25 protein-coding genes are annotated in these 23,048 nt (G+C 72.8%); 11 read left to right on the top strand and 14 right to left on the bottom strand.

Going from position 1 to position 23,048, the window contains the following annotated elements:
- On the top strand, positions 1–346 hold a 346-nt coding region (locus JQN83_RS30555; protein ID WP_279632925.1), incomplete at its 5' end, for an acyl-CoA dehydrogenase family protein.
- 91 nt (positions 347–437) lie between these two features.
- Here JQN83_RS30555 and JQN83_RS30550 read toward each other — a convergent pair.
- From JQN83_RS30550 to JQN83_RS30535, 4 genes are all read right to left on the bottom strand, one after another.
- Positions 438–1,085, bottom strand: coding sequence for a TetR/AcrR family transcriptional regulator (locus JQN83_RS30550; RefSeq protein WP_208570612.1), 648 nt, complete (start codon positions 1,083–1,085; stop codon positions 438–440).
- Between the two features lie 285 nt (positions 1,086–1,370).
- On the bottom strand, positions 1,371–2,279 hold the full coding sequence (locus JQN83_RS30545) for a hypothetical protein (RefSeq protein WP_208570611.1): 909 nt from the start codon (positions 2,277–2,279) through the stop codon (positions 1,371–1,373).
- Between the two features lie 108 nt (positions 2,280–2,387).
- The gene (locus JQN83_RS30540; protein WP_208570610.1) at positions 2,388–3,050 is read right to left on the bottom strand and encodes a response regulator; all 663 of its coding nucleotides are present in this window, start codon (positions 3,048–3,050) and stop codon (positions 2,388–2,390) included.
- On the bottom strand, positions 3,047–3,517 hold the full coding sequence (locus JQN83_RS30535; RefSeq protein ID WP_208570609.1) for a sensor histidine kinase: 471 nt from the start codon (positions 3,515–3,517) through the stop codon (positions 3,047–3,049). The genes JQN83_RS30540 and JQN83_RS30535 overlap by 4 nt, the downstream gene beginning before the upstream one ends.
- A 34-nt stretch (positions 3,518–3,551) precedes the next feature.
- Here JQN83_RS30535 and JQN83_RS30530 point away from each other — a divergent pair, with 34 nt between their 5' ends.
- Entirely contained in the window at positions 3,552–3,953 is a 402-nt protein-coding gene (locus tag JQN83_RS30530; protein WP_307799925.1) for a DUF6223 family protein, read from the top strand.
- A gap of 159 nt (positions 3,954–4,112) precedes the next feature.
- Here JQN83_RS30530 and JQN83_RS30525 read toward each other — a convergent pair whose 3' ends face one another.
- Together JQN83_RS30525 and aceB are read right to left on the bottom strand one after the other, a co-directional pair.
- Positions 4,113–5,105 (bottom strand): TauD/TfdA family dioxygenase, encoded by a 993-nt coding sequence (locus tag JQN83_RS30525; protein ID WP_208570608.1) that lies wholly within the window; start codon positions 5,103–5,105, stop codon positions 4,113–4,115.
- 24 nt (positions 5,106–5,129) lie between these two features.
- Positions 5,130–6,731, bottom strand: a complete 1,602-nt coding sequence (gene aceB / locus JQN83_RS30520) for a malate synthase A (RefSeq protein WP_372444183.1) — start codon at positions 6,729–6,731, stop codon at positions 5,130–5,132.
- Positions 6,732–7,295: 564 nt separating this feature from the next.
- Here aceB and JQN83_RS30515 point away from each other — a divergent pair.
- The 7 genes from JQN83_RS30515 to JQN83_RS30485 all read left to right on the top strand — a co-directional run bounded on the left by JQN83_RS30515 (position 7,296) and on the right by JQN83_RS30485 (position 14,019).
- Positions 7,296–8,390, top strand: a complete 1,095-nt coding sequence (locus JQN83_RS30515; protein WP_208570606.1) for an ABC transporter substrate-binding protein — start codon at positions 7,296–7,298, stop codon at positions 8,388–8,390.
- Positions 8,390–9,175 (top strand): ABC transporter permease, encoded by a 786-nt coding sequence (locus tag JQN83_RS30510; RefSeq protein WP_208570605.1) that lies wholly within the window; start codon positions 8,390–8,392, stop codon positions 9,173–9,175. The genes JQN83_RS30515 and JQN83_RS30510 overlap by 1 nt, the downstream gene beginning before the upstream one ends.
- A gap of 3 nt (positions 9,176–9,178) precedes the next feature.
- Entirely contained in the window at positions 9,179–9,973 is a 795-nt protein-coding gene (locus JQN83_RS33555; RefSeq protein WP_208570604.1) for an ABC transporter permease, read from the top strand.
- The gene (locus JQN83_RS30500) at positions 9,970–10,761 is read left to right on the top strand and encodes an ABC transporter ATP-binding protein (RefSeq protein ID WP_208570603.1); all 792 of its coding nucleotides are present in this window, start codon (positions 9,970–9,972) and stop codon (positions 10,759–10,761) included. The genes JQN83_RS33555 and JQN83_RS30500 overlap by 4 nt, the downstream gene beginning before the upstream one ends.
- 189 nt (positions 10,762–10,950) lie before the next feature.
- A complete protein-coding gene (locus JQN83_RS30495; RefSeq protein ID WP_208570602.1) occupies positions 10,951–11,910 on the top strand; it encodes a PaaX family transcriptional regulator in 960 nt (319 codons plus the stop codon).
- 255 nt (positions 11,911–12,165) lie between these two features.
- Positions 12,166–13,410, top strand: coding sequence for a cellulose binding domain-containing protein (locus JQN83_RS30490; RefSeq protein ID WP_208570601.1), 1,245 nt, complete (start codon positions 12,166–12,168; stop codon positions 13,408–13,410).
- Between the two features lie 309 nt (positions 13,411–13,719).
- Positions 13,720–14,019, top strand: coding sequence for a hypothetical protein (locus JQN83_RS30485; protein ID WP_208570600.1), 300 nt, complete (start codon positions 13,720–13,722; stop codon positions 14,017–14,019).
- Positions 14,020–14,064: 45 nt separating this feature from the next.
- Here JQN83_RS30485 and JQN83_RS30480 read toward each other — a convergent pair whose 3' ends face one another.
- The 8 genes from JQN83_RS30480 to JQN83_RS30445 are packed head-to-tail and all read right to left on the bottom strand — an operon-like array spanning position 14,065 to position 20,318.
- The gene (locus JQN83_RS30480) at positions 14,065–14,844 is read right to left on the bottom strand and encodes an IclR family transcriptional regulator (RefSeq protein ID WP_208570599.1); all 780 of its coding nucleotides are present in this window, start codon (positions 14,842–14,844) and stop codon (positions 14,065–14,067) included.
- A 1-nt stretch (position 14,845) separates the two neighbouring features.
- On the bottom strand, positions 14,846–15,229 hold the full coding sequence (pcaC, locus tag JQN83_RS30475) for a 4-carboxymuconolactone decarboxylase (RefSeq protein WP_244253538.1): 384 nt from the start codon (positions 15,227–15,229) through the stop codon (positions 14,846–14,848).
- A complete protein-coding gene (gene pcaD, locus JQN83_RS30470) occupies positions 15,226–15,999 on the bottom strand; it encodes a 3-oxoadipate enol-lactonase (RefSeq protein WP_244253537.1) in 774 nt (257 codons plus the stop codon). Before pcaD ends, pcaC begins: the two co-directional genes overlap by 4 nt.
- On the bottom strand, positions 15,996–17,336 hold the full coding sequence (gene pcaB, locus JQN83_RS30465; RefSeq protein WP_307799923.1) for a 3-carboxy-cis,cis-muconate cycloisomerase: 1,341 nt from the start codon (positions 17,334–17,336) through the stop codon (positions 15,996–15,998). The genes pcaD and pcaB overlap by 4 nt, the downstream gene beginning before the upstream one ends.
- On the bottom strand, positions 17,311–17,883 hold the full coding sequence (pcaG, locus tag JQN83_RS30460; RefSeq protein WP_208570597.1) for a protocatechuate 3,4-dioxygenase subunit alpha: 573 nt from the start codon (positions 17,881–17,883) through the stop codon (positions 17,311–17,313). The genes pcaB and pcaG overlap by 26 nt, the downstream gene beginning before the upstream one ends.
- Complete coding sequence (gene pcaH, locus JQN83_RS30455; RefSeq protein ID WP_208570596.1) at positions 17,876–18,628, bottom strand: protocatechuate 3,4-dioxygenase subunit beta; 753 nt, start codon at positions 18,626–18,628, stop codon at positions 17,876–17,878. The genes pcaG and pcaH overlap by 8 nt, the downstream gene beginning before the upstream one ends.
- Before the next feature lie 12 nt (positions 18,629–18,640).
- On the bottom strand, positions 18,641–19,453 hold the full coding sequence (locus JQN83_RS30450; protein WP_307799921.1) for a CoA-transferase subunit beta: 813 nt from the start codon (positions 19,451–19,453) through the stop codon (positions 18,641–18,643).
- 46 nt (positions 19,454–19,499) lie between these two features.
- Positions 19,500–20,318, bottom strand: coding sequence for a CoA transferase subunit A (locus tag JQN83_RS30445; protein WP_208570595.1), 819 nt, complete (start codon positions 20,316–20,318; stop codon positions 19,500–19,502).
- A gap of 258 nt (positions 20,319–20,576) precedes the next feature.
- On the opposite strand from JQN83_RS30445, the gene JQN83_RS30440 reads away from it, so the two are divergent.
- A complete protein-coding gene (locus JQN83_RS30440; protein ID WP_208570594.1) occupies positions 20,577–21,749 on the top strand; it encodes a 4-hydroxybenzoate 3-monooxygenase in 1,173 nt (390 codons plus the stop codon).
- Positions 21,750–22,031: 282 nt separating this feature from the next.
- A complete protein-coding gene (locus tag JQN83_RS30435) occupies positions 22,032–22,994 on the top strand; it encodes an ABC transporter substrate-binding protein (protein WP_244253536.1) in 963 nt (320 codons plus the stop codon).
- Positions 22,995–23,048 lie beyond the last annotated feature (54 nt).

Genomic DNA, 23,048 nt, shown 5'->3' with positions numbered 1-23,048 from the left:
GCGCAAGCAGTTCGGTAAGGCGGTCGCGGAGTTCCAGGGCATCCAGTTCATGCTCGCCGACATGGGCATGAAGTTGGAGGCCGCCCGCCAGTTGACCTATGCGGCGGCCGGGAAGTCCGAGCGTGGTGACGCGGACCTGACCTATTTCGGGGCGGCGGCGAAGTGTTTCGCCTCGGACGCGGCGATGGAGATCACCACCGACGCGGTGCAGTTGCTGGGCGGCTACGGCTACACCCGCGACTACCCGGTCGAACGGATGATGCGCGACGCCAAGATCACCCAGATCTACGAAGGCACCAACCAGGTACAACGCATCGTCATGGCCCGCCAGCTGCTCGCCGGCTGACGATCAACCACCTGCGGGCACCCGGCCGACGAGCCGTCCCGCCTCACGGCGGCGTCTACGGGCCGGCGACCCGGGCCGACCACCCACCGGATCAGCTGCCGGGCCGGGCGGTCAGCCCCTCCAGCACCATCGCGCCGAACTGGCGGGCCACCTCGTCGACGCTGAGCGGACCACCGACGTTGAGCCACTGGTACGCCCAGGCGCACATGCCGACCAGCCCGAAGGTGGCGATACGCGGGTCGACGTCCGCGCGGAACACCCCCCGGGCGACACCGTCGGCGACCATCCCGGCGAAGGCGGCCTCCACCAGGCCACGCTTGCGGGTCACCTCGGCGAACAGGTCCCCGGTCAGATACCGCCGCTCCTGGTAGAAGATCGTCACGTGGGCCCGGTACTCGGCCACGCTGGTGAGGCTGAACCGGATCAGCTCCCGTACCCGCACGGTCGGGTCGTCACTGTCGGCTTCGATCTTCTGGATCGCGGCGAGCTGCGCCTCGAGGTATTCCTCCTGGATGTGCCGCAGCAGGTCGTCCTTGCTGGCGAAATGGTGATAGAAGGCGCCCTTGGTGAGCTGCGCCTGGTCGGCGATCTCCTGCACCGAGGTGCGGTCGAAGCCACGCTGCTCGATCAACCCCAGCGCACTGGTGATCAACGAGTTACGGGTGTTCTCCGGGTCGTACCCGTCGGGCCAGCGTTGCCGGCGTCGGGTCGACTCCGGGCGAGACGTCGCGCGCGCCATTGGTGGCCTCCTATCCCGAGTACAGCCACACAATGCTACCGTCCGGTCGGAAGGAAACGAAGAGAGCCACCCCGATCAATCCGCCCGAGATCCGTCGGCCACCAGCCGTCGCCGGGAATACCGGCGGCGACGCCCGTGGTCACAACCACCGACGACCTCCACCAGAGCGACGTCGGAGCACAGGGCCCGCCGCAGGCGGGAAGCACAGGGCCCGCCGCAGGCGGGAAGCACAGGGCCGCCGCAGGCGGGAACGGCGGAACGGGCCGGACTCGGCACCGGCCGGACTCAGCGCCGGGCGTCGCCCGACCGGCCGCGACCGGGCGTCCCGGCCCGGTGACCGACGCGCGGCGCGCGTACCACCGGGGAGGTCGCCGCCCCGGGGCGGAACTCCCGGGCCGCACCGGCCACCATCTCGTCGGGGTCGTCGGCGAGCACCTGCCGCAGGTGCGGCGGGACGAACTCCGACGTCGCCACCGCCATCCGCACCTGCACCGACCGGTCGTCGACCAGGCCGCGCAGATCCGCCTCGTCCAACTCGACGGTCAGCACCAACGCGGCGCGGACGTCCGGCACCGGGTCCCGGGCGAGCGCGCCGCGGTGCACAGCGGTGGTCCGCGGATTGCGGGCCAGCCCCTTGCGTACCCGGGCCGTCCGATCGGCCAGCAGGGCGGTGATCACCTCGGGGTCGTGGGTGTGGGTGGCGAGCCGTTCCCGCACCTCGGGTGAGACGTCGTCGACCAGCCGCGCGGCCAGCTCCGGCTCCAGCTCCCGCGACTCGGCGAGCAGACCACGCAGCTCCTTGTCCGCGGTCTGCGCCATCACCCGACGCACCGATTCGTCGCAGGCCGGATTGCCGGCGACCGCCCAGCGGACCCACCGGTCGGCGTCCTTGACCAGGCGCAGCAGGTTGGCGATCGAGGTCGCGGGGTTCCTCGCCACCGCCTCCCGCACCTCACGGTCCGGGTCGCGGGTCAGCGGACGCAGCGCCTGGGCGGGCGCGTCGGCCCGGGTGGCGACCGCCCGGCGGACCACCGGCGACGGGTCGGCGGCCAGGTCGATCAGGGTCAGATGGGCCGTGCCGGGGTCCTGCGCGAGGGCGAGCCGGGCCTCGACCCCACCGTCCGTCGCCTCCTGCGCCGCGGCACCCGACCCACTGCGACGGTCGGTCCCGCCGACGTCCTGCTGCTTGCCCATGGGCGTCATCATGTCACGGCCCACCGGGCACGCCGCGAGGCCGACCGGTGCCCCGACCCGCCACCCTCCCGGCCCCGCCCGTACGTCACACCCGGGCCGCCGTGTCGCTCATCCTCCGCCGGGGGCGACCAGGCCGGACTCGTAGGCGATGATCACCAGTTGGGCCCGGTCGCGGGCGTGGAGCTTGGTCATCGCCCGGTTGATGTGGGTCTTCGCGGTCAACGGGCTGATCACCAACCGGGCGGCGATCTCCGCGATGGACAGCCCTCGCGCGACCAGCACGACGGTCTCGCGCTCCCGGCCGGTCAGCCCGGCCAACCCGACGCCGGCGTCGGCCCGGGGGCGGGCGGCGACGTACCGGTCGATGAGTCTGCGGGTGATCGACGGCGCGAGCAGGGCGTCACCCCGAGCGGCGACCCTGACCGCGTGCAGGAAGTCCTCCGGCACGACGTCCTTGACCAGGAACCCGGCCGCACCGGCGCGTAACGCGTCGAAGACGTACTCGTCCAGGCCGTAGTTGGTCAGGATGACCACGTGCACCCCGGTCAGGGTCGGGTCCGCGACGATGCGCCGGGTCGCCTCGATGCCGTCCATCACCGGCATCTGGATGTCGAGCAGCGCGATGTCCGGCCGGTGCCGGCGGGCGAGCGTCACCGCCGCCACACCGTCGGCGGCCTCCCCCACCACCTCGATGTCGTCCTCCATGTCGAGCAACGCACGGAAGCCGCTACGCAGCAGCGGTTGGTCGTCGACCAGCAGGACCCGGATCACGGCGTGCCACCCGTGGGAAGCTCGGCGTGGACGGTGAACCCGCCGTCCCCGCGCGGTCCGGCGCGCAGCCGGCCGCCGAGCGCGGCCACCCGTTCACGCATGCCGAGCAGTCCGACGCCGCGCGTCGGCACGTCGGCCGGGAGGGCGCTGCCGTCGTCGTCGACCTGGATGGCGAGCGCACCCGGACGGTAGTCGATCCGGACCGACGCCGTGGCGGCGGCGTGCCGGGTGACGTTGGTGAGGGACTCCTGGACGATCCGGTACGCCGCCCGACCGACCGCCGTCGAAACGTCGTGCGGGTCTCCCCCGACGGTCAGCGTGGTGTCCAGCCCGGCTGCCCGGGCCTGACGCACCAGTTCCGGGACGTGGTCGAGACCGCGCGGCGTGGACCCACCGTCGTCCCGTAGCACCTCCAGGGTGGCCCGCAGCTCCCGGGTCGCCTCCCGACCGGCCGCCCGGATCGCCATGCGGGCAGTAGGCACTTCCCGGGCGTCCCGACTGGTGGCGACGACCGTCACCGCCGTCGTTCTCGGCGGGACCTGGTTCGCCGCCCCGGCATCGGCGCACCCCTCGGCGCGGCAGGCCGCCGTCGGCGTCACCACCATGAGCGCCGGGCGACTCGGGGCGACGCTCGCCGCGCTGCTGGGTCTGGCCGGGCTGGTCGTCGGTGCGCTGGCGCTGGGCCGGCCCACCGCGCGGCTCGGCGGCGGTCGGCGCGGCGCCGTCCTGGCCCTGGCGGCGGGGGTGGCCGGCATGGCCCTGGGCGGCCTGGTGGTGACCACTTCGGACAGTGGCATCGGCACCGGAAACGGGCGCGGTGGCGGTTACCTGGCCCTGGTGCTGGGGTTGCTCGCCGTCGGGCTGGGCGTGCTGGCGCTGACCCGCAGCCGCCGGGCCGGGTGAGCCGGCCACCGGCGCGGTGATCGCGCCCGAGCCTGCCCGGCCACACGACCTGGGTGATCGTGCTGTGGACGGCGTCGGGCGTGCGGTCCGCGCGGTGGCCCTGCCCGCCCACCACGTCCGGTCGCCGCACGCGCCGGCCGGACGTGGTGGGCGGTGGGGTCACCGGGCCAGCGCGACCGCGCGGGGCACGATGCCCCCGGCATCGAAGGCCGGGGGCAGGCCGAGGTCACGGTCGATGACCAGCCACAGCCGGATCAGGTCACGCTTGCGTTCCGGCTCCGGGTGGTCCTGGTAGTCGGTGCGCGCGTGCATGATCGTGTAGTTGTTGAGGAACTGGATGTCGCCGGGGGCGAAGTTCATGTTGAGCACGAACTCGTCGGAGTTGTCGAGTTCGTCGAGCAGATCCATCGCCTCGATCTGGGTCGGGGTCAGGTCGGGCACGCCCTCGCCCCGGGGTGCCGACTCGATGTACGCCCGGCCGTAGTGCGCGAACAGCTTGCCGCTGGCGTTACGGCCGAAGATCGGGCACTGGAAGAAGCTCTCCGGGCCGTTGCCGGACCGCCGGTCGTGCCACCAGTCCGCGTACAGCGCCCCGGCCAGGTCCGGTCGACGTCGCACGATCTCGTCGTGCACGGCGACCGCACTGACGATCGTGCTGACCCCACCGGACATGGCCGGGCGGATGCACAGCAGGCCCACCACGTCCGAGGAGTCGGCGTGGTAGTCCAACCGGGCACTGGTCTGGAAGCCGCGCACCAGCGGGTCGTTACGGTCGACGCCCTGGTCCCGGATGTGGATGAGCAGGTCGTCCTCGGTCTTCTGGTGGATCGGGATGCCGACGTACAGCCCGATGCCCCAGTACATCAGCTCGGCCTGACGTTCGGTCAGCCGCTCGACCGGGACGCCGCGCACCAGGACGAAGCCGCGACCGTCGACAAGTTCGTCGACCACGCCCGACAGCACCGGGGCGAGTGTCGGCAGCACGAAGTTCTCCTTCGTGACGTCCCGCAGCCCGACTCCGGGCCGGTCCACCGCCGCCAGGGCCGCCATGAGTTCGGCGACGTGCGGCTCGGTCAGTTCGATCTTCCAGTCCGGACTGTCCACGATCTCCGGGCCCCGCCATGCCGCGGGGCCGCCCACGATCTCGACCACATCAGATCCCTTCTCGATGACTGTTCACGACATCCGCTCGTACGCCGGCAGGGTGAGGAATTCGACGAAGTCGTCGGCGAGGCTGACCTCGACGAAGAGGGCGCGGGCGGCGGCGTAGCCGTCGGCGTCGAACGCCGGCCCCCGGTCGGCGGAGATCTTGGCGATCTCCTCGTCGACCACCTGCGCGACCAGGTCCCGGGTGACCGGCCGCCCGTCGGCCAGGACGACGTCGTTGTGCACCCACTGCCACACCTGGGACCGGGCGATCTCGGCGGTGGCGGCGTCCTCCATCAGATTGAAGATCGCGACCGCGCCGAGCCCGCCGAGCCAGGCCGCGAGGTACTGGAGCGCGGCGCTGACGTTGTTGCGCAGGCCGGCCTCGGTGACCTGCCCACCGGCCGACCGGATGTCCAGCAGCGCGGCGCCGTCGACCTTCACGTCGTCGCGGGTGCGGCCGATCTGGTGCGGCGCGTCGCCCAGGACGCCGTCGAAGACCTCCCGGCACAGCGGCACCAGGTCCGGATGCGCCACCCACGACCCGTCGAACCCGATCGTCGCCTCGCGGGTCTTGTCCTCGCGGACCTTCGCCAGGGCGGTGGCGTTCACCTGCGCGTCGCGCCGGCTGGGGATGAAGGCCGCCATGCCGCCGATGGCGTGCGCCCCCCGCGCGTGGCAGGTCCGCACCAGCAGCTCGGAGTACGCCTGCATGAACGGCGCGGTCATGGTGACCGAGTTACGGTCGGGCAGGACGAAGTCCGATCCGCGGTTGCGGTGCTTCTTGATGATGCTGAACAGGTAGTCCCACCGACCGGCGTTCAGTCCGGCCGAGTGCTCCCGCAGCTCGTAGAGGATCTCGTCCATCTCGAACGCCGCCGGGATCGTCTCGATCAGCACGGTGGCCCGGATGGTGCCCTGCGGGATGCCGCGTTCGCGCTGCGCCCAGACGAAGATGTCGTTCCACAGTCGGGCTTCCCGGTGGCTCTCCAGTTTGGGTAGATAGAAGTAGGGCCCCCGGCCCGCGTCGCGTTGCCGCTGCGCACAGTGGAAGAAGTAGAGCCCGAAGTCGACAAGCGCCCCGGCGACCGGCTGACCGTCGACGCGGAGGTGCTTCTCGTCCAGGTGCCACCCCCGGGGCCGTACGACGATGGTGGCGAGGTCGTCACCGAGGGCGTAGGACCTGCCGTCGGGGGTGCTGAAGTCGATGGTGCGGTCCAGCGCGTCGGCGAGGTTGAGCTGGCCCGAGATGACATTTTCCCAGGTCGGGGTAATGGCGTCCTCGAAGTCGGCGAGCCAGACCTTGGCACCGGAGTTCAGCGCGTTGATCGTCATCTTCCGGTCGGTCGGGCCGGTGATCTCGACCCGCCGGTCCGCCAGACCGGGGGCCGGGGGCGCGACCCGCCAGTCCCCGGCACGCACCTGCGCGGTCTCGGGGAGGAAGTCGAGCACGGCCCCGGCGTCCAGGGCGGCCTGCCGCGCGACGCGCAGCGCCATGAGTTCGTCGCGCCGGGCACCGAAGCGGCGGTGCAGTTCGGCGAGGAACGCCACCGCCGCCGGGCTCAGTATCCGGTCGAATCCCGGCGCGGATTCGCCGGTGATAGTCACGTCCACGTCCTGCTGGTTGGTCACGGCTGAACCTCGCTGTTCGTTCGCCAGTCGCCTGCGTCCCGGGTCGCGGTGGTGCTCGTGCGGGTCGTCGGCCGGGGCAGTCTGTATCAACAAGAGAGACGCCATCTCGGATAGCGATAGATTTACCCATCCCGCTGATGCTGTCAACCCCACTACCGGAGTTGTCGCGGGACGGCGACACCGGCCGCGAGGTGCGCGAACCCTGCCATAGAGCCGCCGATGAATCGCTTGACAAGACGCTATCTCGCATAGAGGATTCCGTCACCCGTCAACGCAGCTCCATCGTCGGCACGGCCGCCACCCTTCCTCGTGCCCGTGACCGAGGCGCCGGTCATCCCGCCGCCTGTCGTGAAGTCCTGGCGACACCGGCCCGCGTCACCCACCACGTCCGATCGGCAAACCCGATCGGATACCGCCGCACCCTCCTCACCCCTCATCAGGTCCCGTCAGCGAACGCGGAGCACCGTCGCCGGTTCACCGGTCGGCGTCCGCGTCGCTGGTGATGCCGCGCGGGCTGGTTCGGGCCCGTCCGGGACGCCTGTCAACTCACTGGAGGACATCGCCATGGTTTGCTTTGTGGACCCCGAGGCGCGCACCCCGGGAGACCGGGCCGCCGCAGCATCTCGTCGGGGGCACGACCGCGCCCCGCACCGCCGCCGCCACCGTGGACTGATCGGGCGCGGACGGCTGGGCATCGCGCTGGCCACCGTCAGCGCGCTCGCCCTGTCCGGCTGCTTCTCCGACGGCGGGGCGAGCGCTCCCGCCGACCCGTCGTTGGGAGCACCGTTGAAGGTCACCCAGATCGGCTTCCCCAACGAGATCACCCTGGTCTGGGCGCTACAGAAGGGGCTCTTCGCCAAGCACGGCATCGCCGTGGAGCCGGTCACCCTCGCGTCCGCCTCGTCCGCCGTCGCCGCGGCCGACTCCGGCCAGGTCGACCTGGCCTTCTCCGGTGGCTGGGGGGCCATCGTGGCCGCCTCGCAGGGGGTGAAGGTCAAGATCGTCATGGGCGCGTACTTCAATCCCACGCCGCCGGACCCGACCCGCAGCCGGGGCGTCTTCGCGGCCACGAAGAGCGGCGCGAAGAGCTACTGCGACCTGGTGGGCAAGACTGTCGGGGTCACCGAACTCAACGGCCCCGGCCAGGTCTACACCAGCGCCGCCGTGCGCAAGGCCGGCTGCGACGACAAGAAGATCAAGTACGTGAACATCCCCAGCGCGCAGATGGCCACTTCGTTGAAGGGCGGCGCGGTCGACGCGATCAACGCCAGCGGGGCGATCGGTCAGACCCTGGTGCGCGAGGGCGGGGCGGTCTGGCTCGGTGAGCCGTACGCCGACGTGCAGGGGCGGATCAACTACGCCGACTACGTCGCGGCGGAGAAGTTCGTCGCCGGCAACGCCGACCGGATCGCGAAGTTCCGGGCCGCCATGGACGAGTCGCTACGTCAGATCCAGGACCCGGCCAACGAGGCGGAGTGGCAGCAGATGGCAGCCGATTTCGGCAAGACCACCGTCGAGGCGATCCGGGCCAGCCAGTTCGAGGAGTTGTCCAGCGAGGTGGACCGGGCGGCGTTGCAGAAGATGGCCGACATCGCCCACGAGTTCGGCGCGATCAGCACCAAGGTCGACACCTCCGGCCTCGTCCACGAGTCGGCTTGATGGGCGTCCTGCGCACCGGGCTGCGGCGCGGCCAGCCGCTGATCTGGGGAGCGGCGGGCCTGGGCCTGCTGGTCGCCGGCTGGGCGGCCGTCGCGGCGGCCGGGGTGGTGCCCGCATCCGGCCTCCCCGGCCCGGTCGCGGTCGCGCGGGCGTTCGGGAGCCTGCTCGGGGACGCCGACTTCGTCCGGGAGTACCTCGACACGCTCGCCACCTGGGCGGTCAGCCTCGGCCTGGCGGTGGTCGTCAGCATCCCGCTGGGCCTGCTGATCGGCTACCTCGCACCACTGGCCCGGGCGAGTTCCCTGGTGATCGACATCGGACGGGCGATGCCGGTCGTGACGCTGATCCCGGTGGCGATCGTGCTCATCGGGCTGGGTCCGCAGATGAAGATCTCGGTGGTCACCTTTTCGGTGTTCTGGATCGTCCTGGTCAACACCATCTACGGGGTGCGCAGCGTCGAACCGCTCACCCTGCGGGTGGCCCAGGCGCTGAAGTTCGGCCGGATCGAGACGATGCGCCGGGTGCTGCTGCCGACCACCCTGCCGTACGTGGTGACCGGCATCCGTATCGCCACCGGCATCGCCTTCGTGGTGACCCTGAGCGCGGAACTGCTCGGGGCCACCACCGGCGTCGGCACGGTGCTCGTCAGCTACCAGGAGGCGCAGCGGGCCGACGCGGTCTACGCCGGGGTGCTCGCGGTCAGCATCACCGGCATGCTGCTCAACATCGCCGCCCAGCTCGCCGAGCGGCGCGTGATCCGCTGGCGTCCGTCCAGGCAGGAGTAGACAGTGCGCAGGTTCCTCATCCGAGTGGTCTCCTACACGTGGCTGGTGCTCGCCCTGGTGCTGGTGGCCGAGGTGCTGCTGCGCTGGCGGGACTCGTCGTTCACCCCGCCGCCGAGCCGGGTCGCCACCGCCTTCGTCGACCTGTGGTGGAGCGGGCCGGCGTACCGGCTCTTCGCCTCCGACGAGTTCGTCGCGGACGTCGGCGCGAGCATCTTCCGGCTCGGCATCGGCTACGCCCTGGCGGTGTCGGTGGGCACCCTGGTCGGCGTGGCGCTGGGGCGCAGCCAGCGCCTGGAGTGGCTGTGCGCGCCGGTGGTGCGGCTCGGCGTCGCCACCCCCGCGGTGGTGCTCATCCCGATCGCGATCGTGCTGCTCGGGATCAACGACCGGATGCCCATCTTCGTCATCGCGTTCGGCTCGGTCTGGCCGGTCGTCTTCAACGCGATGGACGGGGTGGCGAACGTCGACCGGCTGGCCCTCAACAGCGCCCGCGCGATCGGGCTGCGGCGGGTGGACCGCTTCCGGTTCGTCGTGCTCCCGGCGGCGCTGCCACGCATCCTGGCCGGTGCGCGGGTCAGCCTGGGCATCGCCGTGGTCCTGATGGTCAGCTCCGAGCTGTACGCCTCCACCTCCGGGGTCGGCTACCAGATCCTGCTCCAGCAGCAGAAGTTCGACACCCCCCGGATGTTCGCCGGCGTGGTGATGGCGTGCGCGATCGGCATCCTGTTCAACGCACTCTTCGGCCTGTACGAGCGGTGGGCGCTCCGCGGGCGACCGACGGTAGGGAGATCGGCATGAGCGACCCGGAGAACACCTCGCCCGCGCTGGTCGTGGCGGGACTGTCCAAGACATACACCACCAACGGGGTCGACCATCTGGCCATCGAGCAGGTGGACCTGGAGGTGCACGCCGGCGAGTTCGTCTCCATTGTCGGGCCGTCCGGCAGCGGCAAGACGACGTTGCTCAACTGCATCTCCGGGCTGATGCGACCCAGCACCGGCCAGGTCCGGTCGTTCGGCGAGACCATCGGCGACGGCCCGTCCGAGGACATGGCGATCGTGTTCCAGGACTACAGCCGGTCGCTGTTCCCGTGGCTCACCGTCGAGCGCAACATCGGGCTGCCGCTGCGGCGGACCGGCGCAAGCCGGGCCACCGTGGGCAGTGCGGTGGACAGCCTGTTGGAGGCCGTCGGGCTGCCGCGCTCGGTGATCGGGAAGTACCCGTGGCAGCTGTCGGGGGGCATGCAGCAGCGGGTGGCGATCGCCCGCGCGCTGATCAACAAACCCAAGATCCTGCTGATGGACGAGCCGTTCGCCTCGGTCGACGCGCAGACCCGGATCAGCCTGGAGGACCTCACCCTGCGGGTGTGGCGGGAGTGGAACAAGTCCGTCCTGTTCATCACCCACGACATCGACGAGGCGGTCTATCTCTCCGACCGGGTGGTGGTGCTCAGCAAGGGCCCGTCGACAGTGAAGGCGACCGTGGACGTGCCGCTGCCTCGGGACCGCGACCAGATCCTCACCAAGCAGGAGCCGCTCTTCGGCAAGCTGCGCAGCGAGGTGATGGACCTCGTCATGGGCCACTGACCGGCCGCCGGGACTGCCGACCCGCCGATTCGGACGGGCGGCAGCCGGCCTCCCGGCGGCCGGGTCACGCCGCGGGCCCGGCACCGACGACCCGGTGCCCGCGGAACGACGAGCTGCACGGGCACCTCGGATGGCCGCACCGGGCCGGCCAGCGGCGTCGAACGTCCGGCGGTGCGGCAATCTGACGGGGTGAACGCCGAACAGCCCGTCGACGACGTCCGCACCCCCCGGGCCCAGCACGGGTCGAGCCCGCAGCACCTGCTGGCCACCCTGCTCGGCGAATACCTCGACTCCGCGGCGGCCGACCTGCCGTCCGGGGCGGTCATCGCGATGCTGCGGGAGTTCGGGGTCACCGAGGCCAGCGCCCGGGCCGCCCTGTCCCGGCTGGTCAAGCGGGGCCTGATCGCGATCCGGGGCGACACCCGGCCGCCGGTCTACCACCTCACACCTGCGGCGATCGCCCGGCACCGCTCCCGGATGCGGCACTTCCTGGACTTCGGCGCGCAGCCGCCGCCCTGGACCGGGGACTGGGTGCAGGTCTCCTTCTCCCTCCCCAGCTGCGGCCAGGCGGCCCGGCACACGCTGCGCCGGGCGTTGACCGCGCACGGTTTCGTGCGGCTCTACGACAGCGTGTGGATCACACCGGGCAGTCACGCCGCACCGGTCAGGGCGGAGCTGGCGGCGCTGCTGCACCCCGTCGAGGGGGCCCGCTGGTCGGTGCTGCACGTCCGCTTCGACCAGGAGGCCGGACCGCACGGCCCGGCTGCCGCGTACGACCTGACCGGGCTGGCCGCCGGCTACGCGGCCTTCGTCGCGCGGTTCGCGCCGTTGCGGGTGGCCGCCCGCCGGGGCACGGTCGACCCGGCCACGGCGCTGGTGGCGCGGACCTCCGCGATGGACTCCTGGCGCAGGTTCGCCGACACCGACCCGGACCTGCCCACGCACCTGCTGCCGATGCCCTGGCCCCGCCAGCAGGCCCGGGAGACCTTCCTGGACATCCACGCGGGGCTCGGCGCGCTCGCCCAGGCCCGCCTGGTCGAGGTGACCACCCCGCACTGGCCGGACGCCGCCGGGTGGATCACCCACTTCCACGCCGCCCGCCCGGAGCCGACCGGCGGCTCGCGCGGAGCCCTCCGCCGCACCGGCTGACGCCGGGGGTGCGGGTGTGTCCGGGCGGCAACGCACGGACGGCGTCGGACCGGTCCGCCAGACGGGCAATACATTGACACTTTTCGTTACCGCAGTGATAGTAACTGCATACCGCGACCGCCTGTGGGGACTGCGGCCGGCCGGTCGACGCGTCCACGTCGGCCCGCCCGTTGCCGGCGCTGACCACCCTGGTCGGGCCCGGCGGCAGACCCGCCACCGCAGGGGGTGCCACCGCCGACACCCGCAGGAGGGTGCATGCCAAGGAGATCGAAGCTGTACGCGGGCCTGACCGCCGCGCTGGTGCCGGCAGCAGCCGTGCTGATGGCCCTCGGCGCGACGCCGGCCGACGCCGCAGTCGGCGGATCGGGGCCCTATCCCGCCGACTACGAAACCGCGACCAGCCTGCCCAACCACACCATCTTCCGACCCCAGACGCTGCCGACCGAACGCCTGCCGATCCTGGTGTGGGGCAACGGCGGCTGCTCGGCCAACGGTCTCTCGCAGGGCAACTTCCTGCGTGAGATCGCCTCGCACGGCTTCCTGGCCATCGCCAACGGCGGCCCGAACGCCTCCGGCTCCACCAACTCGCAGATGCTCACCCAGTCCATCGACTGGGCGGTGGCGGAGAACTCCCGCCAGGGCAGCAAGTACTACAACCGGATCGACACCGGCAAGGTCGCCGTCGCCGGCTTCTCCTGCGGCGGCCTGGAGGCGTACGCCGTCTCCAACGACCCGCGCGTCACCACCACCGGCATCTTCAGCAGCGGCCTGCTCAACGACGCCGACGACTACCAGCTGCGAAGGCTCACCAAACCGATCGCCTACTTCGTCGGCGGGCCCAGCGACATCGCCTACCCCAACGCCATCGACGACTGGGGCAAGCTGCCCGCCGGGCTGCCCGCCTTCATGGGCAACCTGAACGTCGGGCACGGCGGCACCTACGACCAGCCCAACGGGGGCGAGTTCGGCCGGGTGGCGGTGCTCTACCTCAAGTGGCGGCTCAAGGGCGACACCACCGCCGGCGGCAACTTCGTCGGCGCGAACTGCGGGCTGTGCCGCACCCAGTGGACCGTCCAGCAGAAGAACCTGACGCTCGACGGTCCGCCGCCGACCACCCCACCGCCCACCACCCCACCGCCGACCACTCCCCCGCCGACGACCCCACCGCCGACGACGCCCCCGCCCACCACTCCCCCGCCCGGTGGCGCCGGCTGCACCGCCGTCTACGCCGTGCAGGACCAGTGGAACGGCGGATTCGTCGCCAACGTCAGCGTCACTGCGGGGACCAGCGCGCTCACCGGCTGGCGGGTCACCCTCACCCTGCCGGGCGGCGCTGCGGTCAGCTCGGTGTGGAACGGCGTCGCCACCGGCACGAGCGGCACCATCACCGTCACCAACCAGAGCTACAACGGACGGCTGGGCGCCGGGCAGGGCACCAGCTTCGGGTTCCAGGGCACCGGGACCGGCGCCGGCGCCACCGCCACCTGTACCGGCAGCTGACCGTCGCGCAGCCGGGGAAGCAGTCCGTGCGGGTGGGCCGGGGCCTGGTGCCGACCCATCCGCACGACCCCCGGGTGCCCGGACGACGGGCGGCGCTACGGGGGTGCCCGGACGACGAGCGGTGTTCTAGGGTGCCGGAATGACGAGCGCACCCCGGGAGGCGGAATCCCGCATCGGTCCGGTCGGCGCGTTGCTCTGCCGGCTGGTCTTCGTGGCCATCTGCCTGCCCGGCCCGGTCCTGCTCGCCGCCGACGTGACCGGCGACCTGGCGGTGTCCGCCGGGGAGCACTGGGGACCGTCGCCGGCGGGGTGTTCACCACGATCGTCGGGGTCGGCTTCGGTGTCTTCGGCTGGCGGGTGGTCGACCGGTCCCGCCGCGACGCCCGCCAGCTCGACGCCACCGGGGTCGCCGCCACGGCCGAGGTGCTCTCCGTCGCGCACCACCTGGGCGGAGAGGACCCGGGGCTCGCCCTGCGCCTGCGGATCAGCGGGCCCGGCTTCGCCCCCTTCGAGGCGGACACGGTCCGGCCCGTCGATCCGGGACTCGTGCCCGGCCGGCAGTTGACCGCCGTCGTGGACCCGGCGAGCCGGCTCTACCGGGTCCAGTGACGACAGGGCGCCGGTGCCGACGGGCCCGGGGCGGTGGCGGCCGGTTCAGGACGGGCCACGCAGGTCCTCCTCGATCCGCCGGGCCGTGGCCAGCAGCGGTGGGAGCAGTTCCCGCCGGATCAGCTCGAACGACCCCCGGCTGGCGTGGGCGGACAGGTTCACCGCCGCGACCACCGCGCCGTGCGCACCGTGGACCGGCGCGGCCAGCGACCGTAAACCCTCCTCCAACTCCTGGTCCACGATCGCGTACCCCTGGGCGGCGATCTTCGTCAGGATCGCCCGTAGCTTCGCCGGGTCGGTGACGGTACGCCGGGTCAACTGTTGCAGCCGCGCGGTGGCGAGGTAGTCGGCCAGCCGGTCTGCGGGTTGCGCCGCGAGCAGCACCCGACCCATCGACGTGGCGTACGCGGGGAACCGGGTGCCGACGCTGATCCCCACCGTCATGATCCGTTTGGTGGGCACCCGGGCGACGTAGACCACCTCGTCGCCGTCGAGCACCGACACCGAGCAGGACTCGTGCACCTGCGCGACCAACGCTTCCATGTGCGGCTGGGCGATCTCGGGCAGGCCCAGGCCGGACAGGTAGGCGTAGCCGAGGGCGAGGATCCGCGCCCGCAGCGAGAACAGCCGGCCGTCGGTGTGCACGTACCCCAGCTCGACCAGGGTGAGCAGGAACCGGCGGGCCGCGGCCCGGGTCAGCCCGGTGCGGCGGGCCACGTCGCTCAGGGTGAGCTGCGGATGCTCGGCGTCGAACGCCCGGATCACCGCGAGCCCACGCTCCAACGACTGCACGAACTCCGGTGACCGTGCCGCCTGACCGCCCACCTCACCCAGCCTCCCGCCGCAGGGCCTCCCGGGCCACCGTGAACGCCCGGTTCGCCGCCGGTACGCCAGCGTAGACGCCCACCTGGAGCAGGACCTCCGCCACCTCCTGTTCGGTCAGCCCGTTGCCCAGCGCGGCCCGTACGTGCAACGCCAGCTCCTCCTCGTGGCGCAGGGCGGCGAGCACGGCGAGGGTGATGCAGCTGCGGGTACGCCGGTCGAGGCCGGGACGGGTCCACACCTCCCCCCAGGCGTAGCGGGTGATGAAGTCCTGGAAGTCGGCGGTGAACCCGTCGGTGCCGGCGACCGCGCGGTCGACGTGCGCGTCGCCGAGCACCTGCCGGCGTACCGTCATACCGGCCTCGTGCCGCTCGTGGTCGTCCATCATCCACCCGGTTCCTCGAAGTGTTCCCGCAGCAGTCGGCCCACCCGCGCGGGTTGCTCGACGTTGGCCAGGTGCGCCGCGGCGTCGAGGACGACCAGCCGCGCACCGGGGACGCGTCCGACGATCTCCCGGGCGTGTGCCACCGGGGTGGCCGGGTCGTCCGCGCCCGCGACGACCAGGGTCGGTGTGACGATCCGGCCCAGGTCGGGACGCAGGTCCATCGCGGCGATCGCCTCGCAGCAGGCCGCGTATCCGGCCGGGGAGGTCGCGGTCAGCATGGCGCGGTGCGCGGCCACCACGTCCGGCCGGGCGGTGGCGAACGCCGGGGTGAACCAGCGGGCCACCACCGCGTCGGCGATCGCCGGCAGGCCACCGGCGCGCACCGTCGCCGCCCGTTCCCGCCACGGCCCGGCCGGGCCGAGCCACGCCGAGGTGCACAGCAGGGCCAGCCGCCGCACCCGGTCGGGCGCGTGGGCGGCGAGCCACATGCCGACCATGCCGCCGAGGGACAACCCCGCGTAGTGGACCCACGGCACGTCGAGACGGTCCAGCGTCCGCAGCACTTCCCGGCCCAGCAGATCCAGGGTGTACGGCCCGGCCGGCACCGCCGACCGACCGTGGCCCAGATGGTCGTACCGGATGACCCGAAACCGCTCGGCGAGCGCCGGGACCTGGGGTTGCCACATCGCGGCGGCGGTGCCGAGGGAGCCGCCGAGCAGCAGCACCGGCGCGGCGGCCGGACCGTCGACGGTGAGGTGCAGCCGGGCGGTCATGCCTGCGCTGCCCGGGCGGCGGCCAACGCCCGGTCGACGAACACGCCGGCCGACCCGAGCCAGCGGTACGGGTCGAGCGCCTCGTCGATCTCCGTCCCGGACAGGTGGGCGCGGATCTCGGGGTCGGCGAGCAGCGCGGCGCGGAACGCGGGTGCGGCGGCGGCGCGGGCGACCAGGTCGTGCGCGACGTCGCGCCCGACGGCGGGGGCCAGCCGGGCGGCGACGGCCTCGGCGAGCACCCGCCCACCGGTCGCGTCGAGGTTCGCCCGCATCCGCCCTGGATCGACCCGCAGCCCGGCCAGCAGCCGGGCGCACCGGCCGCTGACGCCGCCGGCCAGGTGCAGCAGGTCGCGCAGCGGCTCCCATTCGGCGTGCCAGCCACCGGCGGCCCGCTCGTGTTCCTGCACCGCTGCGGCGTACAACGTGGCGACGAGGCCCGGACCACGGCGCGCGGCGGCACCGATCAGGATCGAGTCCACCGGGTTGCGTTTGTGCGGCATGGCCGAGGAGCCACCCCGGCCGGTGCCGCCCTCGGCGACCTCACCGACCTCGGTGCGGGCGAGTAGCCCGACGTCGAGCGCCACCTTGCCGGTGGCCGCGAGCAGGCCCCCGAGGGCGGCGGCCAGGTCGAGGCGGGGCTGTCGTCGGGTGTGCCAGGGCAGCGCGGTCGCGGGCAGTCCCAGCCGGGCGGCGAACCGGGCGGCGACCTCGGGGCCGGCCGGGCCGAGTGCGGCCAGGGTGCCGACCGCACCGCCGAGTTGCGCGGGCTGCCCGTCGCCGGCCTGTCGGAGCCGGTCACGGGCCTGCGTGAGGCCGGTCAGCCAGCCTGCGGCGGTGAGCCCGAACGTGGTGGGTGCCGCCTGCTGTCCGAGGGTCCGGCCGACCAGCACGGTGTCGCGGTGGGTGTCGGCGAGCCGGGCGGCGGCGGCGACGGCCGCGTCGAGGTGGCGCAGCACCGGCCCGAGTGCCCGGACGGCCACCAGGCTCAGCGCGGTGTCCATGATGTCCTGGCTGGTCGCTCCGTGGTGCACCCACCCCCGGGCGGGCCCGGGCACGGCGGCGGTCAGCTCCCGCACGAGCGGGACGACCGGGTTTCCGGCCGCGTCGGCGGCCCGGCCGAGTGCCGCCGGGTCGTACCGCTCGGCGTGGCAGCGGGCGACGATCGCGTCGGCCGCCGCGGCCGGCAGCACCCCGGCGTCCGCACCGGCCCGGGCGAGTGCGGCCTCCGCGTCGAGCAGCGCCCGCAGCAGGGCCGGATCGTCGAGTTCGCCGTCCACGTCCGGGTTGCCGGACAGGCCGGAGAGCAGGCCGTCAGAGGGCGAAGAAGACGGTCTCACGGTCACCCTGCAGGTGGATGTCGAAGCGGAACCCGTCCGGCGCGGCAGCGGCCAGCAGGGTGTCGCGGCGGTCGGGGTCGATGCCGGTCAGCACCGGGTCGGTGGCGTTCGCCGCCGGCTCGTCGGGGAAGTAGAGCCGGGTCACCAGGCGGTGCAGCAGCCCCCGGCCGAGGACCGACAGGGTCAGGTGCGGTGCCTCGACACCGCCGTCCGGGTCGGGCAACGCCCCCGGTCGGACGGTGAGCAGCCGGTAGCAGCCCTGGTCGTCGGTCTCGCTGCGCCCGAATCCCCGGAACCCGGCGAGCGCCGGTGGCCGGGCCCCACGCGGGTCGTCCGGGTGGTCGAACCGGCCGTCCGGGTCGGCCTGCCAACTCTCCACCAGCGCGTCGACCACGGGGTCCCCGGCGCCGTCGACGATCCGGCCCCGGATCCAGAACGCGCCGGGGGTGCCGTCGGGGACGACGTACGGGCCGTCGGGCCAGCGCAGCCCGATGCTCAGGTACGGCCCGACGGTCTGCGCGGGGGTGACGCCCAGCCGGTCACGCATCGTCGTCGCCGTCCTCGAAGGGGGTGTCCTCCCGGCCCCGCAGCACGATGTCGAACGCGTAGGCCAGCGCCCACTCCGGCTCGGTGCCGGCGTGGTCGTACCGGGCGATCAGCCGTTGCCGGGCTGCGGGGTCACGGACGGAGTGCAGCACCGGGTCCTGGAAGAAGAGCGGGTCGCCGGGGAAGTACATCTGGGTGACCAGGCGTTGGGTGAACGCCCGACCGAAGAGGGAGAAGTGGATGTGCGCCGGCCGCCAGGCGTTGTCGTGGTTACGCCAGGGGTAGGCCCCGGGCTGCACGGTGACGAACCGGTACCGTCCCTGGTCGTCGGTGAGCGTGCGTCCCACGCCGTCGAAGTGCGGGTCGAGCGGGGCCGGCCAGGTGTCGCCGGTGTGGCGGTAGCGTCCGGCGGCGTTGGCCTGCCAGATCTCCACCAGTGTGTGGGGCACCGGGCGGCCGTCGCCGTCGCGGACCCGGCCGTGCACGATGATCCGCTGCCCCTGCGGTGGTGCGTCGTGCTGGCGGGTCAGGTCGTGGTCGAGGTCACCGACCCGGTCGTGGCCCAGCAGCGGCCCGGTGACCTCGGTCAGCCGCTGCGGCAGGTGGGCCAGCGGTCGCCGTGGTGCCCGCGCCACCGTCGACCGGTAGTCGGGGCTGAGCAGGGGTGGGTGGACGTCGACGTCGTCACGCCGGTACGCCGGCAGCACCGGCGCCCTGCCGGCCCGATGGGCGGTGTCCTCGGTCATCGTCGTCTCCCGTCAGACGGTCGGGCCTGGGGCCTGGGGCCGGTCGGCAGAGGTGCCGTGCCTGGTCGCCTCCAGCGCGCGCAGCACCGCCAACTCGTGGGCCGTCGGCGGGTCGTTGGTGGTCAGCGGTTCGGCGACGGCGAGGTCCCAGCCGGTCGCCGCCCGCGCCTGCTCCCGGGTCACGCCGGGGTGCAGCCGGGTCAGGGTCAGCTCGCAGCTGACCGGGTCGGGTTCGAGGACCCCGAGGTCGGTGATCACCAGTCGGGGGCCGCCGCCGCGCAGGCCGAGCCGTTCCCGGTCCCCCGCCCCTGTCCCGTACCCGACGGAGGTGACGAAGTCGACCCGTTCGGTGAACGTACGGCGGTTCTGCCGCACGATCACCACGACCTCGCCGCAGGAGGCGGCGATCTCCGGCGCCCCACCGGCACCGGGCAGCCGGACCGCCGGGGTGGCGTAGTCGCCGACGACGGTGGTGTTGAGGTTGCCGTACCGATCGAGTTGCGCCGCACCGAGGAAACCCACGTCGATCCGGCCGGGTTGGAGCCAGTAGTTGAACACCTCGGGCACCGACACCACCGCGTCGGCGGTGTCGGCGAGGACGCCGTCGCCGATGGACAGCGGGAGCCGGTCGGGTTTCGCGCCGAGGCAGCCGGACTCGTAGACGAGCACCAGGTTGGGGGCGTGGGTGACCCGGGCGAGGTTCGCCGCGGTGCTCGGCAACCCGATCCCGACGAAGCAGGCCGTGCCGTCGCGCAGTTGCCGGGCGGCGGCGACGGTCATCATCTCGTCGGCGGTCCAGTCGGTGCCCGGACGCGGGCCGCTCACGTCGACACCCCGGGGCGCGGTCGGTGCCCGGTGGCGGGCCGCGCGTTCACGCCGCCGCCCCGGCCCGGTGCACGTGCCGGTCGAGCCAGGCCCGGAAGGTGTCGCGGTCCCGGCTGACCGCGTCCCAGGCCCGGTAGAAGTCGTTGTCCCGCACCGAGTAGCCCTGGGCGTAGGAGGGGTGCGCGCCGCCGGGCACCTCGGCGACGGCGGTGACCGCCCAGCCGGGCAGCACCACCTGGCCGGGCACCGGCGTCAGCTCGGCCACGATCTCCTCGACGGTGACCAGGGACCGGTGGGCGGCCAGCACCGCCTCCTTCTGCACGCCGGTGATGCCCCACAGCTGCACGTTGCCGGCCCGGTCGGCGCGCTGGGCGTGCACCACCGTCACGTCGGGGCGCAGGGCCGCCACGGCGGTCAGGGTCTCGCCGGTGAAGGGGCAGTCGACCGGTCGGATGTTGGCCGTGTGCCGGGGCAGGTCGGTGCCGGTGTAGCCGCGCAGCACGGCGAACGGCAGCCCGGACGCGCCGGCCACGTAGCGGTTGGCCATCCCGGCGTGGCTGTGCTCCTCCAGCTCCAGTGGACCCGGCCAGGCGTGCTGCACGGCGTCGCGGAACCGGTGCAGCGAACCGACTCCCGGGTTGCCGCCCCAGGAGAAGACCAGGCGGCGGGCACATCCCGCCCCGATGAGCTGGTCGTAGATGACGTCGGGGGTCATCCGCGCCAGGGTCAGCTCCCGGCGTCGCTGGCGGATGATCTCGTGACCGGCGGCGAACGGGATGAGGTGGGTGAACCCTTCCAGGGCCACCACGTCGCCGTCGTGCACCAACTCCGCCACGGCGTCGGCCAGCGGGACGAGCTTCGCCATGGGCCTGCCACCTCGCCTCGGACTGGTGTTCGCCATGCGGACTCTCGTGCTCATGTCGAACGTACGGCCGGCGGCGACATCCGTCAATGTCCCGCCTCGCCCCCGACGCCGGTCGACAGGCGTCCGGGCAGGGCGTTGACGGGAGCCGGGGCACGTGCCAACGTTCTAGAAGAGAACACCCGTTCGGTCAGCGAACACCGCCGGCGGCCCGTGGCCGGAGCCGGGTGGCGGTCAGGCGTCCAGGAAGGACGGACCGGGATGCGTACCCAGGTCGGCATCGTCGGCGCCGGGCCGGCGGGACTCATGTTGTCGCACCTGCTGCACCGGCACGGCATCGCCTCGGTGGTGCTGGAGAGCCGCAGCCGCGAGCACGTCGAGCACCGGCTGCGCGCCGGGGTGCTCGAACAGGGCTCGGTCGACCTGCTCTGTCGCACCGGCCTCGGCGAGCGGCTGCTCCGCGAGGGGCTGCGGCACGAGGGCATCGAGCTGCGCTTCGCCGGGGAGTCGCACCGGGTGCCGATGACCGAGCTGACCGGGCGGGCGATCACCGTCTACGGGCAGCAGGAGGTGGTCAAGGACCTGATCGCCGCCCGCCTCGCGGCCGGCGGCACGATCCTGTTCGACGCCGAGGTGACCCGGCTCGACGGGCTCGACTCCCCCGACCCGGTGGTCCACTACCGACGCGACGGCCGCGAGGAGGAGCTGCGCTGCGACTTCGTGGCCGGCTGCGACGGGTTCCACGGGGTGAGCCGGGGCGCGGTGCCCGACGGGGTGCTGACCAGCTACGAACGGGCGTACCCGTTCGCCTGGCTGGGGGTGCTCGCCGCCGCCGCGCCGGCCGTGGAGGAACTCGTCTACGCCCACCACGAGCGGGGTTTCGCCCTCTACAGCATGCGCTCACCGCAGGTCTCCCGGCTCTACCTCCAGGTCGCCCCCGACGAGGACCTCGCCGCGTGGCCGGACGAGCGGATCTGGGCGGAGCTGCGGGTCCGGCTAGAGACGGTGCCGGGCTGGTCGCTCACCGAGGGACCGGTGCTGGAGAAGTCGATCACCCCGATGCGCAGCTTCGTGGTGGAGCCGATGCAGTGGGAGCGGCTGTACCTGGCCGGGGACGCCGTGCACATCGTCCCGCCGACCGGGGCGAAGGGCATGAACCTGGCGCTGGCCGACGTGGCGCTGCTCGGCGACGCGTTCGCCGCCTGGTACGACCACGGCCGCACCGACCTGCTGGCCGGCTACTCGACCACCGCGCTGCGCCGGGTGTGGCGGGCGCAGCACTTCTCCTGGTGGATGACCTCGATGCTGCACCGGTTGGCGCACGACGACCCGTACGAGGCGAAGTTGCAGACCGCGACGCTGCGGTACGCCGCCACCTCCCGCGCCTATGCGACGAGCCTGGCCGAGAACTACGTGGGCCTGCCCGAGGTCTGACCGGGCCGGACCGCAGCTCAGCCCGGGGTGGCGGGCACCCCGCGATGCCCCCTGCCGTCAGGTGTGACGGGGGCGACGCCGCCATGACGCACCGTCGTTCAACTTATCCATGACGGGCGTCAGAAATTCTTGACTTTCGATGCCGGGGTGGCTGACCATGGCCAACACAGCGGCGTACGCCCCTCACGCAGCGGTCGTCCCCCGCAGATCCGAGGCATCCCGCCGGCTTCCGACGCACCCCACCACCCCCGCCCAGGAAGGGCCTCGTCAATGAAGAAGGTCATGGCTCTCGGGTTGATCGCCGTCACCGCGATCGCCCTCACCGGATGTACCGACTCCGACGCGTCCACCCCGTCCGCGCCGACCTCCGGCGACCTGCGCAAGGTCCGGGTCGCGGCGCTGCCGATCACCGAGACCGCCGCGCTGTGGGGCGGCATCAAGGCGGGCATCTTCGCCGAGCGGGGGCTCCAGGTCGAGGTGGTCCCCGCCCAGGGCGGCGCGCAGGCCATCCCGGCGCTGATGAACGGCGACATCGACTTCGCGATCGGCCAGCCCTTCGGCCCGTTCCGCGCCGACCTGCAGAACCTCGGCGTCGTCATCATCGGCAACTACGCCTCCTCGTACGCCGACGGCGACGACATCAACGCCGTGGTCGCCTCGGCGAAGTCCGGCATCAGGCGACCGGCCGACCTCGCCGGCAAACGGGTCGCGGTCAACAGCCTGGGCGCGGCCGGCGACGTCACCATCATGGCGGCGGTGGAGCAGGACGGCGGCGACCCCAAAAAGATCAAGTTCGTCGAGGTGGCCTTCCCCGACGCCCCGGCCCAACTGGCGGCGGGCAACATCGACGCCGCCTGGGTGCCCGAACCCTTCGTCACCCAGCTCAAGGGCCGGGGCGACACCCTGGTCGTCGCCCCCTACCAGGCGGTCGTCCCCGGCCTGGCCACCCTCACCACGATCACCACGACCGCCCGCACCGACAAGGACGCCAAGCTGGTCGGGGACTTCTCCGCGGCGATGAGGAAGACCCTGGAGTGGGCGCGGGACCCCGCCAACCAGCCGGCCGTACGACAGGCCATCAAGGACAACCTCCAACTGCCGCCGCCGGTGGCGGAGTCGGTCCGGCTCCCGGCGTTCGGCTGGGACGTCGACCGGGCGAGCCTGCAGAAGCTCGCCGAACTCGCGCAGAAGTACCGGGTGCTCGACCGGCAGCCCGACCTCGACCGGCTCATCCGTCAGCAGTGACCCGGGGCGGCACCGCCCGTCCCGGGTCACGCACCGGGACGGGCCGGCCGCGCC

The organism is Micromonospora antibiotica (assembly GCF_017599305.1).
Taxonomy (GTDB): Bacteria; Actinomycetota; Actinomycetes; order Mycobacteriales; family Micromonosporaceae; genus Micromonospora; species Micromonospora antibiotica.
Note: the sequence above shows the minus strand (reverse complement) of the source record. Positions and strands in the feature narration are given on the sequence as shown.

Excerpts from the sequence above, each read along its gene's own strand:
- JQN83_RS30445 (WP_208570595.1), bottom strand. The coding sequence starts at position 20,318 with ATGGCGAAGCTCGTCCCGCTGGCCGACGCCGTGGCGGAGTTGGTGCAC.
- JQN83_RS30515 (WP_208570606.1), top strand. The coding sequence starts at position 7,296 with ATGGTTTGCTTTGTGGACCCCGAGGCGCGCACCCCGGGAGACCGGGCC.
- JQN83_RS30435 (WP_244253536.1), top strand. The coding sequence starts at position 22,032 with ATGGCTCTCGGGTTGATCGCCGTCACCGCGATCGCCCTCACCGGATGT.
- JQN83_RS30490 (WP_208570601.1), top strand. The coding sequence starts at position 12,166 with ATGCCAAGGAGATCGAAGCTGTACGCGGGCCTGACCGCCGCGCTGGTG.
- JQN83_RS30440 (WP_208570594.1), top strand. The coding sequence starts at position 20,577 with ATGCGTACCCAGGTCGGCATCGTCGGCGCCGGGCCGGCGGGACTCATG.
- pcaC (WP_244253538.1), bottom strand. The coding sequence starts at position 15,229 with ATGATGGACGACCACGAGCGGCACGAGGCCGGTATGACGGTACGCCGG.
- pcaG (WP_208570597.1), bottom strand. The coding sequence starts at position 17,883 with ATGCGTGACCGGCTGGGCGTCACCCCCGCGCAGACCGTCGGGCCGTAC.
- JQN83_RS30545 (WP_208570611.1), bottom strand. The coding sequence starts at position 2,279 with ATGGGCAAGCAGCAGGACGTCGGCGGGACCGACCGTCGCAGTGGGTCG.
- JQN83_RS30550 (WP_208570612.1), bottom strand. The coding sequence starts at position 1,085 with ATGGCGCGCGCGACGTCTCGCCCGGAGTCGACCCGACGCCGGCAACGC.
- pcaH (WP_208570596.1), bottom strand. The coding sequence starts at position 18,628 with ATGACCGAGGACACCGCCCATCGGGCCGGCAGGGCGCCGGTGCTGCCG.
- pcaD (WP_244253537.1), bottom strand. The coding sequence starts at position 15,999 with ATGACCGCCCGGCTGCACCTCACCGTCGACGGTCCGGCCGCCGCGCCG.
- JQN83_RS30535 (WP_208570609.1), bottom strand. The coding sequence starts at position 3,517 with ATGGCGATCCGGGCGGCCGGTCGGGAGGCGACCCGGGAGCTGCGGGCC.
- JQN83_RS30500 (WP_208570603.1), top strand. The coding sequence starts at position 9,970 with ATGAGCGACCCGGAGAACACCTCGCCCGCGCTGGTCGTGGCGGGACTG.
- JQN83_RS30510 (WP_208570605.1), top strand. The coding sequence starts at position 8,390 with ATGGGCGTCCTGCGCACCGGGCTGCGGCGCGGCCAGCCGCTGATCTGG.